10 protein-coding genes are annotated in these 16,059 nt (G+C 47.3%); 6 read left to right on the top strand and 4 right to left on the bottom strand.

Annotation, left to right across the window (positions count from 1 at the left end):
* Positions 1-351 precede the first annotated feature (351 nt).
* Both AC2A06_RS02700 and AC2A06_RS02695 read left to right on the top strand, forming a co-directional pair.
* Complete coding sequence (locus tag AC2A06_RS02700; RefSeq protein WP_484379269.1) at positions 352-2,820, top strand: TIR domain-containing protein; 2,469 nt, start codon at positions 352-354, stop codon at positions 2,818-2,820.
* Positions 2,821-3,325: 505 nt separating this feature from the next.
* Positions 3,326-3,667: a hypothetical protein gene (locus tag AC2A06_RS02695; RefSeq protein ID WP_484379268.1), complete on the top strand. Its 342-nt coding sequence runs from the start codon at positions 3,326-3,328 to the stop codon at positions 3,665-3,667.
* A 149-nt stretch (positions 3,668-3,816) separates the two neighbouring features.
* Here AC2A06_RS02695 and AC2A06_RS02690 read toward each other — a convergent pair whose 3' ends face one another.
* The 3 genes from AC2A06_RS02690 to cysJ form a co-directional block, all read right to left on the bottom strand.
* Entirely contained in the window at positions 3,817-4,551 is a 735-nt protein-coding gene (locus AC2A06_RS02690; RefSeq protein WP_484379267.1) for a phosphoadenylyl-sulfate reductase, read from the bottom strand.
* Between the two features lie 425 nt (positions 4,552-4,976).
* Positions 4,977-6,692, bottom strand: a complete 1,716-nt coding sequence (cysI, locus tag AC2A06_RS02685; RefSeq protein WP_484379266.1) for an assimilatory sulfite reductase (NADPH) hemoprotein subunit — start codon at positions 6,690-6,692, stop codon at positions 4,977-4,979.
* A complete protein-coding gene (cysJ, locus tag AC2A06_RS02680) occupies positions 6,692-8,491 on the bottom strand; it encodes an NADPH-dependent assimilatory sulfite reductase flavoprotein subunit (protein ID WP_484379265.1) in 1,800 nt (599 codons plus the stop codon). Before cysJ ends, cysI begins: the two co-directional genes overlap by 1 nt.
* Before the next feature lie 489 nt (positions 8,492-8,980).
* Between cysJ and AC2A06_RS02675 the strand changes: the two genes are divergently transcribed.
* Both AC2A06_RS02675 and queD read left to right on the top strand, forming a co-directional pair.
* The gene (locus AC2A06_RS02675; RefSeq protein ID WP_484379264.1) at positions 8,981-10,870 is read left to right on the top strand and encodes a PhoX family protein; all 1,890 of its coding nucleotides are present in this window, start codon (positions 8,981-8,983) and stop codon (positions 10,868-10,870) included.
* A 237-nt stretch (positions 10,871-11,107) separates the two neighbouring features.
* A complete protein-coding gene (gene queD / locus AC2A06_RS02670; RefSeq protein WP_484379263.1) occupies positions 11,108-11,470 on the top strand; it encodes a 6-carboxytetrahydropterin synthase QueD in 363 nt (120 codons plus the stop codon).
* 55 nt (positions 11,471-11,525) lie between these two features.
* Here queD and queE read toward each other — a convergent pair whose 3' ends face one another.
* Complete coding sequence (gene queE, locus AC2A06_RS02665; protein ID WP_484379312.1) at positions 11,526-12,197, bottom strand: 7-carboxy-7-deazaguanine synthase QueE; 672 nt, start codon at positions 12,195-12,197, stop codon at positions 11,526-11,528.
* 564 nt (positions 12,198-12,761) lie between these two features.
* Between queE and hutU the strand changes: the two genes are divergently transcribed.
* Positions 12,762-14,453, top strand: coding sequence for a urocanate hydratase (gene hutU / locus AC2A06_RS02660; protein WP_023490905.1), 1,692 nt, complete (start codon positions 12,762-12,764; stop codon positions 14,451-14,453).
* Positions 14,450-15,985 (top strand): histidine ammonia-lyase, encoded by a 1,536-nt coding sequence (gene hutH, locus AC2A06_RS02655; RefSeq protein WP_484379262.1) that lies wholly within the window; start codon positions 14,450-14,452, stop codon positions 15,983-15,985. The genes hutU and hutH overlap by 4 nt, the downstream gene beginning before the upstream one ends.
* Positions 15,986-16,059: the final 74 nt, after the last annotated feature.

The following is a 16,059-nucleotide window of genomic DNA, read 5'->3' as shown; positions in this document are numbered from 1 at the left end:
TGTTAATCACCGGGAACAGGTAAGTCAGTTGGTGATGGGATTGAGTTGTCAAAAATGGTCGCCCGCCATTACCGCCAGAGGGGATTCTTAACTGTACACACTCTAAGTTACAGTTGCTTCAGTCTGTTTTTGGCAACTAAACGAGAATCTAAACCCGTACGTCGAGATAAAAGCTCACATTAAGTGTGTAACAAAGAAACAGACAAAATGTGATAAAGATCAATATTCACAAATTTTTTTTCTGTATGTGTCAGAATTATATTGGAAAGTTACACAGTTTTTCGCCTACTCTCGCAAGATGCAAAGTACAAATATGGCAATTAATCCCTAAAATGAAAAAAAGGAATTCAAATGATAAAATGTTTTCTTTCACATAGTTCAAAAGACAAGGACTATGTACGAGTTGTTGCTTCAGGGCTTCGAAATGAAACTAGAATTTTCGATGAGCAGACTTTTGAAAAAGGCATGTCCCCATCAGAGGAAATATTAAAGGGGCTAGATGATACATCTCTTTTTGTTTTATTTCTTTCTGATTCTGCATTAGAGTCTGATTGGGTGAAAGAAGAAATTCGTTTGGCAAAGAAAAAGGTAGAGGATGGTCATCTACAACGTATTTATCCAATTATAATAGATGACAAAATAACTTTTACAGATCCAAGGATTCCATCCTGGATGAAGGAAGGTTTTAATATTCAGCCAATTCGGAAGCCTAACGTTGCAATTAGAAAAGTTAATGCTCGACTACGAGAGATTGCATTTAAAACTCATCCTGCATTGAAAGAAAGACAAAAAATATTTGTGGGTAGGAATGATAAAATGACTAATGTTGAGCAACGTTTTGATGACTTTGATAAATCACCTCCAGTAGTTTTTATTGCTTCGGGCTTGGATTCAATTGGCCGTAAATCTTTTATGAAGAATGCTCTTATAAAATCTAATGCTATAAGAGAGTCTTATGAATTTCCTGTAATACAAATCGAGTCTTCAGATAGCATAGAAGACTTTATCTTAAAAATAGACGATCTTGGATTATACGATATTGGTAAAATTCATGATTTAATGACCACCTCAATAAGCGATAAAGTTAATATTGCGGTAAAGCTCATAGAAGGAATTATAGAAGAAAAGGAACGAATCCTAATTGAAGATAAAGGAGCCATAGTTCAACCTGATAGTACAATTGTAAGTTGGTTTGTAAGGGTTACAGATCATATTAAACATTATGGGCACTTGACTTTCTGTATAGCATCTAAGTTTAGAGGTAATAAAACATTTTCTTATGGAAATCCAGAGTATTACTTTGAAGAAATTCCTGAATTGAATACTCAAGAAAGGCGAGGGCTTTTGAAAAGATATGCTACATATAAAGGTTTAGATTTATCTCCTGAAGATCTGCGTTTTTTCTCAGACCTTCTTTCAGGTTATCCAGAACAAGTTCTTTTTGCCGTGGATAGTATATCGGACACGAATCTTTATTCAGTAAAAAAAGACTCGCATTTAATAAGAGAATATGCTGATGATAAGGCAAAGGTAATAGTTGAAAATTTTTCTCATGATCAGCGTAAGTTAGATTTTTTATATTTCCTTTCAAAGTTTGAATTCATTAGCTATGAGTTCCTTTTTTCATTAGTAGATGAAGTGGAGTTTTATCCAATCACACAAAGCTTCATAAATATGTCTGTATGTGATCAATTAGGTGTGAATAATGATTATATCAGAGTAAACCAAGTAATACAGGATTACATATCAAGAAGTAAGTTTGGAACTACCAGTGAATATGATGATGTATTGAGTAAGCATATTAAGAACTTCATTGAGGAATATACAGACGATAATAGAGACATATCGGACTATATTTTTTCCATTCAGGAGGCTATAAAAGCCGGTAAAGATATAGATAGTCGAGTATTAGTTCCTTCGTATTTTGTAAAAACAATAAGGTCATTATACGAAAAAGGTGGATCTTCGAACTATAAAGAAGCAGTGAGATTAGCTGATCAGATTCTTTCAAATTCTCAATATATGCATTCAAATGTTATAGAGCACATATTATTTATGAAATGCCAGTCTCTAGCAAGACTGCATGATCGAGAGTTTTTTAATGCAGTACGATATGTTCCTGAACCAGAAAGTTCATTTCTGCATGGTTTTTATTTTAGAATAACACGCCAACGTCCTCGAGCAATTGAGAGCTATAAGCGAGTTTTAAGGCAAAGACCAAACGATTACCGTTCCAAAAGTGAATTGGTCTTGTTGTATTTACAGAATGATGAGCACGAACTTGCTTTGGGATTGGCGAAGGATGTTTATGAAAGGCAGAAAAATAATCCAATAAATGCTAATAACTATTTAAACTGCCTTTTTTACAAAGATGATTCACATATTGAACCAGGCTTAGTAGAGGAAATACTTGAACGACTAAAATCGAATCAAGCCCAACGCGCACAGGAAATTTATTGCTCCGCTAAAGCTAAAGCACTTGCTAGGTTTGATAATAAAGTTGAAGAAGCATTTACCCTAATTGAAAACGGGATCATGGATTTCCCTGATATAAAATATCCCGTTTTAACGCTCTGTGATCTAGCTATACAATATAGAAGAATTGATAAGTTAGAGTATGCTATTGGAATTCTTGAAAAAACTGATTCACCTAAATCTCAAACATACGGAAGTTTTATAAGGTTTAAAGCTATTTGGTTAACTTTAACTTCGAGATTTGATGATGCAGTAGGTATATGCAAACGTGAGCTAACAGAACTCACTTCTGCAGAGATCGAACAATTTATTGAAAAACTAAAACAGTACTTGCCTAAATCATAATAAATATAGGAAGAGGTTTATACAGATAAGCCTCTTCTTCAATCCTAAATTGCTAAATTATCAATAAAATGAATGTTGCATGCTACATTCTGACATCGAATTTTATCGATTATAATGAAGTTGGAATATTATCAAAAATCATACTGATTACTATATTATTGGTAAACATCCGGTCTTCTCACCTTGCCGTAGCTATTAACCCATTTCATTATTCTCGACATTGAATAGTCTGCCGGAGAATAGACTATGAAGTATACCAAAGAGGTAAATGTAATGGATAGCTAAATTTGACCACTTTAACAGATATGTTAATTTCCTCTCCTCGCTCATAGCGGCCCTGTGACAGCTATGAACGAGAAACTGACGATACGACCTTCGAATTTGCAAATACTGTCCACTAAAACGAAGGTGTTACTAATAGGTCAATATGTTAATGTATGGGCGCAAGTTATAACTGTGATCAATTGGGCAAAATCACAATCTAAAATTGTGTTTAGAGGATACTATGGGCGTTGAGTTTCACATCACAAGAGCTGAGTTTTGGGCAGATAATGACGAAGCCCAAATAACACATGATGAATGGCTTGCTTACATCAATAGCGATGATGAACTCAGTATAAATGCTAAAAACGGCGATTATAATGCACTCTGGTCAGGGCCATCACACTATGATGAGCCATGGCTTGACTGGAGTGCAGGAAACATTTACACCAAGTGGCCTGACACAAATCTGTATAGAAAAATGTTGCAAATTGCGAAGCACCTCAACGCCCGAGTAATGGATGACGATGGTACGATTTATAGCGATGAATCACACTGGGAGTACGACCCTTCAAGCAGGCAGTAATGTCCGCTTCGCTCAAAGCCAACTGCCACACTCGATTATCTGCCACCCGAGAAAACTATCAGGCCAAGTCTGAGCTAATAGAAAAAAGAATAGAATTAAGGAGGTTCCCCCCAATCTCACTTGCCTATATCAGGGGACTCCCGCTCCATTTATCCCTCATGTAGCCCACATTCGCGTTTCAGGCCAAAGAACCGGGTTTCTTCTTCACTCATGCCCGCTTCCCATTTACGGGTGGTGTGGGTGTCGCCCACGGAAAGGTAGCCCTGTTCCCATAGCGGGTGGTAATTCAAGCCATGTTCGGTCAGATAGTGATAAATCTGGCGGTTATTCCAATCGATAATCGGCAGGAATTTAAATACCCCGCGCTGTACCGCCAATACGGGTAGATTGGCGCGGCTATCTGATTGTTCACGGCGCAAACCAGCAAACCAAGTCTGTACCCCCAGTGTTTTTAGCGCGCGGTCCATGGGTTCCACTTTGTTAAGCTGATTATATTGTTCAATCCCGCTCACCCCCTGCTCCCACAGTTTGCCGTAACGCGCCTCTTGCCAGGCGGGCGACTGTTCAGCTCGGTATACCTGCAAGTTCAGTTGCAACTGGTCAGTCAGTTGGTCGATAAACTGATAGGTTTCCGGAAACAGATAGCCGGTATCGGTTAGGATCACCGGAATATCCGGCTTAATGCGAGTGACCAGATGCAAGCACACCGCCGCTTGAATACCGAAACTGGAGGTGAGCACAAATTCACCGGGCAAATGCTCTAACGCCCACGCCACCCGCTGCTGTGCAGACATCTGTTCCAACTGGCCATTGACGACCGCCAGTGACAATGCCTGCCCAGATTTTGGTTGGGCATTTAACGCCGCTAAATTGAATTGAACCATGTTGCATACCTCCAGAGACCATCACTCTACCCTTCATCCTTCAAGCTGCTTGGGTGTTAGCTGCATTTACTCGCCTCATCCCTGAGGCTCGCCCGTATCGGGGCCGCTGCAAGCAGCGTTCAAATCCGCTCCTGGCGGATTTGTCTGTCACCCCAGTCACATAGTCAGCTATGCTCCTGGGAATTCCATCGCTGGCCGCCTACAAGCAACTCGAATTATTTTGGGTACAAATAGTTACGCCTAATCGTGTTACAGGTGGTTATGATGCAGGTTAGCTGACCGTGGAGCGCATGGACGCGCGATACGAGCCCCCAGGGAGGGGTTCACGGCGTGTCAGCGTTCCGCATCATACCCACCAGCATCAGGCTCGGTTATTTAGCCCAAACCGCAGTGTACTCTCACCTAAATGAGTACAATCACCCAAGTTAATCCCAGAAATCCCGCGCAGGATCGACGACTGGCCGCACAATACCGCTTCGCACCGTGAAGTCACCAAAACCTTCCCCTAGCGTGCGCTCTCGTGCCCAACGACCTACCAAGTCATCAATCTCTTGCAGGATATCATTTTCATTAATGTTCTCGCGGTACATGCGCGGAATGCGCGTTCCTTCACGGTTCCCCCCTAGGTGGAGGTTATAACGACCAAGGGCTTTACCCACCAGGCCAATCTCCGCCAACAGTGCTCGGGCACAGCCATTTGGGCAACCGGTAACACGCAATACAATATGCTCATCCCCTACCTCATGCTGCTGCATGATGCTCTCCACTTTGGTGATAAATTCCGGCAAGAAGCGTTCCGCCTCGGCCATCGCCAGTGGACAGGTGGGATAAGAAACACAAGCCATCGAATTCTTGCGTTGCTCACTGATGTCGTCGTCGAGCAGGCCATATTTACGCGCCAACGATTCGATCTGCGCCTTTTGCTCCTCTTTTACACCCGCCACGATTAAATTCTGGTTGGCGGTCAAGCGGAAGTCACCTTGATGAACTTTGGCAATCTCGGCCATCCCGGTTTTTAGTGGGCGGCCGGGATAATCCAGCAAACGGCCATTTTCGATAAATAACGTCAGATGCCACTGATTATCGATCCCCTTTACCCAACCGATGCGATCACCACGCCCAGTAAAATGGTATGGGCGCACCGGCTCAAAGGTGATGCCTGCCCGTTTCTCTACTTCAGCGCGAAAAGCATCAACACCAACACGCTCCAGTGTGTATTTGGTTTTGGCATTTTTACGATCGGTGCGGTTCCCCCAGTCGCGCTGGGTCGTCACCACCGCTTCCGCTACCGCCAGCGTATAATCCAACGGGATATAACCAAACTCACTCGCCGTCCGGGCAAAGGTATTTTTATTGCCATGATCGATAGACAAACCCCCACCCACCAGCAGGTTAAAGCCCACCAGCTTGCCATTTTCGGCGATCGCCACAAAGTTCATGTCGTTGGCATGGAGATCAACGTCGTTTTGCGGTGGGATCACCACGGTGGTTTTAAACTTGCGTGGCAAATAAGTGTCACCGAGGATTGGCTCTTCATCGGTGGTGGCGATCTTTTCTTTATCTAACCACACTTCGGCATAAGCACGAGTTCGCGGTAACAGATGTTCAGAAATTTTCTTCGCCCATTGATAAGCTTGCTGATGCAACTCAGATTCCACAGGGTTGGAAGTGCAGAGCACATTGCGGTTAACATCGTTAGCTGTCGCCAGCGAGTCCAACCCTAAGCGATTGAGCAACTGGTGAGCAGATTTCAGGTCACCTTTTAAAATGCCGTGAAACTGGAATGTCTGGCGGTTGGTCAGGCGAATGCTGCCATACAGTGTATTTTCCTGTGCAAACTTGTCGATACCTAACCATTGCTGTGGCGTGATAATGCCCCCAGGTAAGCGGCAACGCAGCATCATGGCGTGGCGTGGTTCCAGTTTTTGTTCGGCACGTTCAGCGCGGATGTCTCGATCATCTTGCTGATACATGCCGTGGAAACGGATCAATAAAAAGTTATCGCCAGAGAAGCCGCCCGTCAGGCCATCAGTTAAATCATCGCTAATGGTGCCACGGAGGAAATTACTCTCTTTCTTCATGCGTTCGGCATCAACCAATTTGCCTGTTACCTGTACAGGCCCAACGTGTTTATCATTCATCAGTACACATCCCGCTGATAACGGCGCTCTTGGCGCAGCTCACTTAAAAATTCATCTGCCTGCTCGGTATCCATCCCACCGTGTTCGGCCACCAGTTCTACCAAGGTCTCTTCAACGTCTTTCGCCATATGGTTAGCATCGCCACACACATAAAGATGTGCCCCTTGCTGGATCCAACGCCAAACTTCAGCCCCCTGTTGACGCAATTTGTCCTGCACATAAACCTTATGCGCTTGATCACGGGACCAGGCCAGATCAATTCGGGTTAACAGCCCTTCTTTCACATAGCGCTGCCATTCAACTTGATATAAAAAGTCTTCGGTAAAATGGGGATTACCAAAGAACAACCAGTTATCCCCTTTGGCACCCACCGCTTCGCGCTGCTGCATAAAAGCGCGAAATGGCGCGATACCGGTACCCGCGCCAATCATGATCATCGGTATTTGTGGATCTGCGGGCAGGCGGAAATTGTCGTTATGCTCAATGAACACCCGCAGTTCTGCTTCCTCTTCCAGGCGATCCGCCAAAAAACTAGAGGCACCACCCGCACGGGCACGACCATCCACCTCATAGCGCACCACCCCGACGGTAATATGCACTTCGCTTTCATTTTCTGCTTGTGAGGAGGCGATAGAATACAAACGCGGTGCCAGTGGACGCAGTAAACCAACCAATTGCTCCGCTGCCAGATCGACAGGAGCCTGACGAACCATATCGACGATCGGCGTAGAATGTGCGTAGTGTTGCAAACTGGGTTTATCCGCCAGCAAGCCTATCAACCGCTCATCTCGCGACAGCGCGGCGTACTTTTCCACAATCGGTGCGGTGTTCTGTGTCAGTTCAAAATGGTGCAACAAAGCATCGCGCAGTGATTGAGTTTTCCCTTCTACCGCCAGCAACTCATCGCCACTCAGCCACAACAGTTGCAGTAGTTCCTCCACCAGCGCGGGATCGTTATCAAACCAGACACCCAGCGCATCCCCCGGCTGGTAACACAAGCCGGAACTACCCAGATCAATTTCGATATGGCGAACATCCTTACTCGAACCGCGCCCGGTAATTTTTTGATTCAGCAGCAATTCTGCCGTCAATGGGTGTTGTTTATCATAGGGGGAAGTGGTGGGTTGAATGCGCGCATCACCGAGCGGCGTAACAGGAACCAGCGTTCCCGCTGTAGCACGAGCCTGCAGGATGGTCACAATCTGTTGACGCCAAGCGACGGCCTGTTGCTGATAGTCCACATCAGCATCAATGCGATCTAGCAAGCGTTCTGCACCCAGTTCCGCCAGTTTGCCATCAAAATCTTTACCAGACTGGCAGAAATTCTCATAAGAACTATCCCCCAGACCAAATACCGCAAAGGCCGTTTCAAGCAACTTGGGCGCTTTTTTTGAATGCAGGTATTTATGTAGTGCCACCGCTTCTTCTGCAGGGTCGCCCTCCCCTTGAGTCGAGGCTACGATCACCAACAGCCGTTCCTGAGTAATCTGTTTGAACTTATAATCACCGGCATTCACCAAAGTGACGTTCAGCTTGGCTGCCAATAGGTCGTCACGCAGTTGCTCCGCCAGCCGGCGTGCGTTACCGGTTTGCGAGGCAGAGATCACGGTGATACTGGCGGCTTCAGCTGCCACTGGCACATGAGCCGCACTCTGCGCTTGCGGATTCACCAAGCCCCATAAATAACCGGACAACCACGCCAACTGTGTTGGTGAGTATTCACTAATCGTCCCCTGAAGGCGCGTCAACTGTTCCGCTGACAGTGGCAGTAAAGATGTTGCAGAAACCTGAGTCGTCATCGTGGTATGGATATCCTATGCTTAGCCAGTATCAGCTGTTTCATTGTCATTTTTAAGGCTTTATCCTTAACAGACCGAGGGAAGTCTGTAAAGTTACCCAGCTCCATCGCAATGACTAAATAAGTGATAGCAATAAATAATAACCAAAATGACTATATAGCAGGCGCTATGGGATGAGCCTCAGGGGAACGCCGAATTACGAGCCCCCCAATATCTTGATTAAACGTTGAATATACGGTGACGGACACACTGCCTATTTAGTATTAGCCCTGTCATAAAAACCTTATAAAACAGAAAAATACCCCCTCCACTGACATCTATTGCTATCTATTAGCATCGTTATCACTTAAGTGAGTTTGATAGCTATCATTACCCCCAAACAGCAAGAATGAATTGCTTTCATATTGCGGTGTAACATTTATGAAACAATTGCTCACTATTATAAGAATCAAATTTGTTTATGGTATCTACTCGCAGGAAGCTAACTCCATGAAGAATAATCCGAATCAATTTAACGACCCTACACTGAGCAATCCTACTCGCCGCAAACTGTTAATCGGTAGTGCCAGCGCTATTGGCATCACCCATTTTCTCGCTGGTGGTGTACTCGGGATGACTGGTGAAGCGCTAGCAGCTGACTTACCAACCAGTAATCTATTGGGATTCAAAGGCATTGCCGCTTCCACCGCAGATGAGGTGGTTATTGCCCCAGGTTACAAAGCCGAGGTGTTGATCTCATGGGGTGACCCTTTGGTGAATGGCGCTGCCGCATTCGATGCCAACGGTGGCAACAGTGCAGCCGACCAAGAAAAACAGTTCGGTGATAACAATGACGGTATGAGTTTCTTCCCAATTGATAAAAATCATGGCGTGATGGCGATCAATAACGAATACGTCAACGAGCAATACTTGTTCGCCCACGGTGGCACCCAAGCCACCAGCCTGGACGATGTACGTAAATCCCAAGCCGCACATGGTGTGTCTATCGTTGCGGTAAAACGCATTGGTGATAGCCAACGCTGGCAAGTTGAGCGTCCTTCGCGCTATAACCGCCGCATCACCGCCAATACTGAAATGCAACTCAGCGGCCCGGCTGCGGGGCATCCACTACTGCAAACTGCAGCCGACCCCTCTGGCCGCCGTGTCCTAGGTACACTCAATAACTGCTCCAACGGCAAAACCCCTTGGGGCACCTATTTGACCTGTGAAGAAAACTTCGAAACCTATTTTGGCACTCAGCAAACTGATTACAAAAATACGCCAGAGCAAAAACGCTATACATTGAAGGCCAATGAGCCAGAACGTAACTGGTCAACGTTTGACGAGCGTTTCGATGTAGTGAAGAACCCCAACGAGCTCAACCGATTCGGTTGGATTGTTGAAATCGATCCGATGAACCCGAAATCTACCCCCATAAAGCGTACTGCTCTGGGGCGCTTCAAACACGAAAATGCCGCCGTGACGATAGCCAAAGATGGCCGTCTCGTAATTTATATGGGTGACGATGAGCGCGGGGAGCATATTTACAAGTTTGTCTCCAAAAACAAGTTCGATAGCGCCAACCCGGCAAATAACAGCAACCTCTTGGATGAAGGTAATTTGTACGTGGCTCAGTTTGACGGGGACAGCAATGGCACTCCGCTCAAGGGCACAGGACGTTGGATTGCTTTGGAGTTTGGCAAAAATGGCCTAACACCGGAAAATGGTTTCAAAGATGCAGCGGAAATATTGATTTTCACGCGCAAAGCCGCATCACACGTTGGCGCAACCAAGATGGACCGCCCTGAGTGGATAGCAGTCAATCCGCACGATGGCCGTGTCTATTGCACCTTGACCAATAACAACAAACGTGGCGAAGCTAACATGCCGCTCAACGCGGCGAATCCTCGCCCCAATAACGTTTATGGTCAGATTATTCGCTGGAATGAAAGTGGCGATGCGACAGCCGATAATTTTACTTGGGACATGTATGCACTGGCTGGCAACCCACTAGCCCATCCGCAAGGCGTTAACCGTGGCACCCCAAACATTACGGAAGATAACACCTTTAACAGCCCTGACGGCCTGGGATTCGACAGTGCTGGCCGTTTGTGGATCTTAACCGATGGTAAATACAGCAACAAAGGTGATTATCTGGGGCAAGGCAATAACCAGATGCTGGCGGGCGATCCGCAAAGTGGTGAGATCCGCCGCTTTATGGTCGGGCCAAAGTCATGCGAATTGACTGGACTCACCTTTACTCCAGACTATAAAACGATGTTTGTTAACGTTCAGCACCCAGGGGAAGAAGGAGACTCTCACTTCCCGCATAATAGCCCACGTCCACGCTCGTCTGTGTTAATGATTACTCGTGAAGATGGTGGCGTGATCGGCGCTTGAGGATTGGCTATTTAACATATACCCAAGTTCATTCAAGTTGCAGGACAAAACGCAGTGCGTTTTGAACAGTGCTTGCGCTGGCTCCGAAGGAGCGAGGCCCCAACGGGGTGAGCCTCAGGGAAGAGGCAAATAATTGTAACCAACACCGCCGCAGCTTGATTGCTGAATGGGTATAGATGGCAACGGGAACCGCTTTCCAGTACTATTCGACAGTTTTAAATCAATAAGGCTGGGTCAATGGTCACTACGTTGTTTAAAGATTTTCAGTTTGAAGCCGCACATCTCCTACCTCATGTACCAGAAGGCCACAAATGCGGCCGCCTGCATGGGCACTCTTTTACAGTGCGTTTAGAAATCACTGGGGAAGTCGATCCCCACACTGGCTGGGTAATGGATTTTGCCGAGCTGAAAGGGATATTCAAACCGATTTGGCAGCGCCTTGATCACCATTATTTGAACGATATTCCAGGGTTGGAAAACCCAACCAGCGAAGTCCTCGCCGGTTGGATCTGGCAGCAACTGAAGCCGCAACTGCCAATTCTGTCGGCGGTGATGATCAAAGAGACCTGTAGCGCTGGCTGTGTGTACAAAGGTGAGTAAACCGATGTCAGTAACTCATTGGGCTGTAAGGAAATAGCCCATATGGGCTAGGGTATCAGGCAATATTGAGGTACTTGTGCGTCTGCATTGAAAGCCGCCAATTACGAGCAATACAGGTTTCAATACATAGACGCGTTGCTTCTTCCTGCTGGCTGATGGGTTGTAAAGCGATAATACGCCGCTTTTCATCCTGCAAAGCCGCCAGCAGTTGATCTAATGCTTCAATATCACGTTCACGCCCAACCGGATGTTTGATCTCATCGGCTCGTATCAGCGCCTGTGGCAAGACCTGCAAGCCACCACGCATCTTCACTTTTGGCGAAACCGTCACCCAGGTATTAGGCGAACAGAGAACCTCATAAGTACCACTGGTTTCTATCTGGCAACTGTAACCCTGGCTCTCGAGCAAGGTGGTCAGTGGTATCAAATCATAGATACAAGGTTCCCCACCCGTAATAACGATATGGCGAGCGGTATAACCTTGCTGTTGGATCAACATCAGCAATTGTTCAGCACTGGCACTGCCCCATTGGCGGCTTTCAGAGGGTTTCAGCAGAATTTGCTGCATATCCACTTCCTGATGTGCTTCCTTTTCCCAAGTATGTTGGGTATCACACCAACTACACCCCACCGGGCAACCCTGCAAACGAATAAAGATAGCAGGCACTCCAGTAAAATAACCTTCTCCCTGCAAAGTCTGGAACATCTCGTTAATTGGGTAGAGCATGGCATTCTCAATGTTGGCAAGGGCAAAAAAAGGGATTATTGCAGATCCCGCCGCGATGACCAAACCGGATACCGGTAAACCTTGCTCGAATGAGATCAAGCTTGGCTATCCGCAATATGTTGGCGCTATTCTTCGGTTTAATTGTAATAACTATGTAAATCCATTGTGACTTAACGCTCAAAAACGACACTATTTTAACTGATTTTTGCAGTTCATCTCACTATTTTCCTCGGTTAAAACGCCTATTTCATCATCTTTTAATAATTTAATTATTTGATTTTAAATTAAAATAATTTTTTGTTGCTTATTTTTACGCCTACACCCCTCATGGTTGCATATGCTTGTACATACAAGTATATGTTAAGAAGCCCACCGCATTGTTATGGCTTGGTGCTGCTATTCACCACCAGGTCGTGGAATTTGTACCGATACCTAAGTTCATTCAAGTTGCAGGTCGACAGCAACGCAACCAAGCCCCGACCATGGGTCAATCCCATGAACGAGGCAAGCCAACACTGCTGCAGCTTGAATGGCGACGGGTATAAACTGCTAGAGGAAATAGCTGTGACGACAAATAACAAAATTCGCAACGTTGATATCCGTGCACCACGTGGCACACAATTAAACGCTAAAAGTTGGCTGACCGAAGCGCCACTGCGTATGTTAATGAACAATCTCGACCCAGAAGTGGCAGAAAACCCCCATGAGCTGGTGGTGTACGGCGGCATTGGCCGTGCTGCCCGCGACTGGGATTGCTACGACAAAATTGTTGCAACGCTTAAAACACTGGAAGATGACGAGACGTTACTGGTGCAGTCTGGCAAACCGGTAGGCGTGTTTAAAACTCACAGCAATGCACCACGCGTGCTGATTGCCAACTCGAACCTGGTTCCGCACTGGGCGACTTGGGAGCATTTCAACGAACTGGATGCCAAAGGCCTGGCGATGTATGGCCAGATGACGGCGGGCAGTTGGATCTACATTGGCAGCCAGGGCATCGTACAGGGCACCTATGAAACCTTCGTGGAAGCGGGACGCCAACATTATAATGATAACCTCAAAGGGCGCTGGGTATTAACCGCCGGTCTGGGTGGCATGGGCGGCGCTCAGCCACTGGCAGCAACCTTGGCGGGTGCCTGTTCACTGAATATCGAATGCCAACAGAGCCGTATTGATTTCCGTTTAAAAACCCGCTACGTCGATGAGCAAGCCAAGGATCTGGATGATGCATTAGCACGTATCAAGAAATATACCCAAGAAGGTAAAGCCATTTCTATTGCCCTATGTGGGAATGCAGCAGAAATTTTGCCTGAGCTGGTTAAACGTGGCGTACGCCCGGATATGGTCACCGACCAGACCAGTGCCCATGATCCGCTTAATGGTTACCTGCCAGCCGGCTGGAGCTGGGAAGAGTATCGTCGCCGTGCACAAAGCGAACCCGCAGTAGTGGTAAAAGCTGCTAAACAGTCAATGGCCACACACGTTGAAGCCATGTTGGCGTTCCAAAAAATGGGCGTTCCAACGTTTGACTACGGCAATAATATCCGCCAAATGGCGAAAGAAATGGGGGTCAACAACGCCTTTGATTTCCCTGGCTTCGTCCCGGCTTATATTCGCCCGTTGTTCTGCCGTGGTATCGGCCCATTCCGTTGGGCGGCGCTCTCCGGTGATCCGCAGGATATTTTCAAGACAGACGCGATGGTGAAAGAGTTAATCCCTGACGATGCACACCTCCATCATTGGTTGGATATGGCCCGTGAACGCATCAGTTTCCAGGGTTTGCCAGCGCGTATATGCTGGGTTGGTCTGGGGCAGCGTGCCAAACTTGGCTTAGCGTTTAATGAAATGGTACGCCGTGGTGAATTGTCTGCGCCTATCGTGATAGGTCGTGACCATCTGGATTCAGGATCAGTTGCCAGCCCTAACCGCGAAACCGAATCAATGAAAGATGGTTCTGACGCGGTCTCTGATTGGCCATTGCTCAACGCTTTACTTAACACCGCCAGCGGTGCAACCTGGGTTTCTCTGCATCACGGCGGTGGCGTCGGTATGGGCTTCTCCCAACACTCCGGGATGGTCATTGTTTGTGATGGCACGGATGAAGCCGCTGAACGTATCGCTCGTGTGTTGCATAACGACCCCGCGACCGGGGTAATGCGCCATGCCGATGCTGGTTACGACATCGCTATTGACTGTGCTCGCGAACAAGGCCTTAACTTACCTATGGTAGCTGCAACTCAGGGGGCTAAAGCATGAAATCATTGACGATTCGCCCAGGCAAAATGACCCTAGCCGAATTACGCCAAGTTTATCAACACCCGGTCTCACTGACTCTGGATGACCATGCCTACGGTGCTATCCAACAGAGCGTGGCTTGTGTTGAACGCATTGTGGCAGAAAACCACACCAGCTATGGTATCAACACCGGTTTCGGGTTACTGGCTTCCACCCGTATCGCCCGTGCAGATTTAGAAAATCTGCAACGCTCCATCGTGCTGTCACATGCTGCCGGCGTTGGTGCTGCAACCGATGATAATCTGGTTCGCCTGATTATGGTGCTGAAAATCAACAGTCTGTCTCGTGGGTTCTCAGGTATCCGTCTGGAGGTTATCCAGGCGCTGATGGCATTGGTCAACGCCGAAGTCTATCCCCACATCCCATTAAAAGGTTCTGTTGGTGCTTCTGGCGATTTAGCACCCTTGGCGCATATGAGTCTGGTGCTACTGGGGGAAGGTAAAGCCCGTTATCAAGGGGAGTGGTTACCAGCGACTCAGGCACTTGCCAAAGCGGGGCTGAAGCCCTTAACACTGGCGGCCAAAGAAGGCTTGGCGTTATTAAACGGTACCCAGGTTTCCACCGCTTTTGCACTGCGTGGCTTGTTTGATGCTGAAGATCTGTATGCCGCAGCCACCGTCACCGGTAGTCTTACGGTTGAGGCCGCATTAGGTTCACGCAGCCCATTTGACCCGAGGATCCACCAAGTCCGTGGTCAACGTGGCCAGATCGATGCAGCTGCGGCTTACCGCCATCTGCTGGGCACACACAGTGCCATCTCTAACTCACACCAAAACTGTGACAAAGTACAAGACCCTTATTCTCTGCGCTGCCAGCCACAAGTGATGGGTGCCTGCCTGACTCAGATCCGTCAAGCGGCAGAAGTGCTGGAGATTGAGTCCAACGCGGTTTCCGATAACCCGTTGGTCTTCGCTGAGCAAGGGGATGTGTTGTCTGGGGGGAATTTCCACGCTGAACCGGTCGCGATGGCCGCCGATAATCTGGCGCTGGCCTTCGCCGAGATAGGTTCCCTCTCTGAACGTCGGATCTCTCTGATGATGGACAAACATATGTCACAGTTACCGCCGTTCCTGGTGGAGAATGGCGGCGTGAACTCTGGCTTTATGATAGCCCAAGTGACTGCAGCGGCGTTGACCAGCGAAAACAAAGCGTTGGCTCACCCGGCCAGTGTCGACAGTATCCCTACCTCTGCCAACCAGGAAGACCATGTTTCGATGGCACCGGCTGCCGGTCGCCGCCTGTGGGAAATGGCGGATAACGTGCGCGGTATTCTGGCGGTGGAGTGGCTGGCGGCCTGCCAAGGGCTCGATTTCCGTCAAGGTCTGCAAACCAGTGAGGGGTTGGAACAAGCTCGTCGCTTGCTACGAGAACACGTCAGCTTCTACGATAAAGACCGTTTCTTCGCCCCGGATATCGAGGTGGCCAGTCAACTATTAATGACCGGCCAACTGACCGCTCTGGTCCCTGCCAAGTTACTGCCTAGCCAGGCGTAACCTCTTTAGGCTGTATCCTGCTGCAATAGAGAGATACAGCCTATTTCATTAAAATAGAAAACCCGCCAAATACT

It is taken from the genome of Serratia sp. HNCC26DJ244 (assembly GCF_057180565.1).
This window is presented reverse-complemented; position numbering and strand designations above follow the sequence as displayed.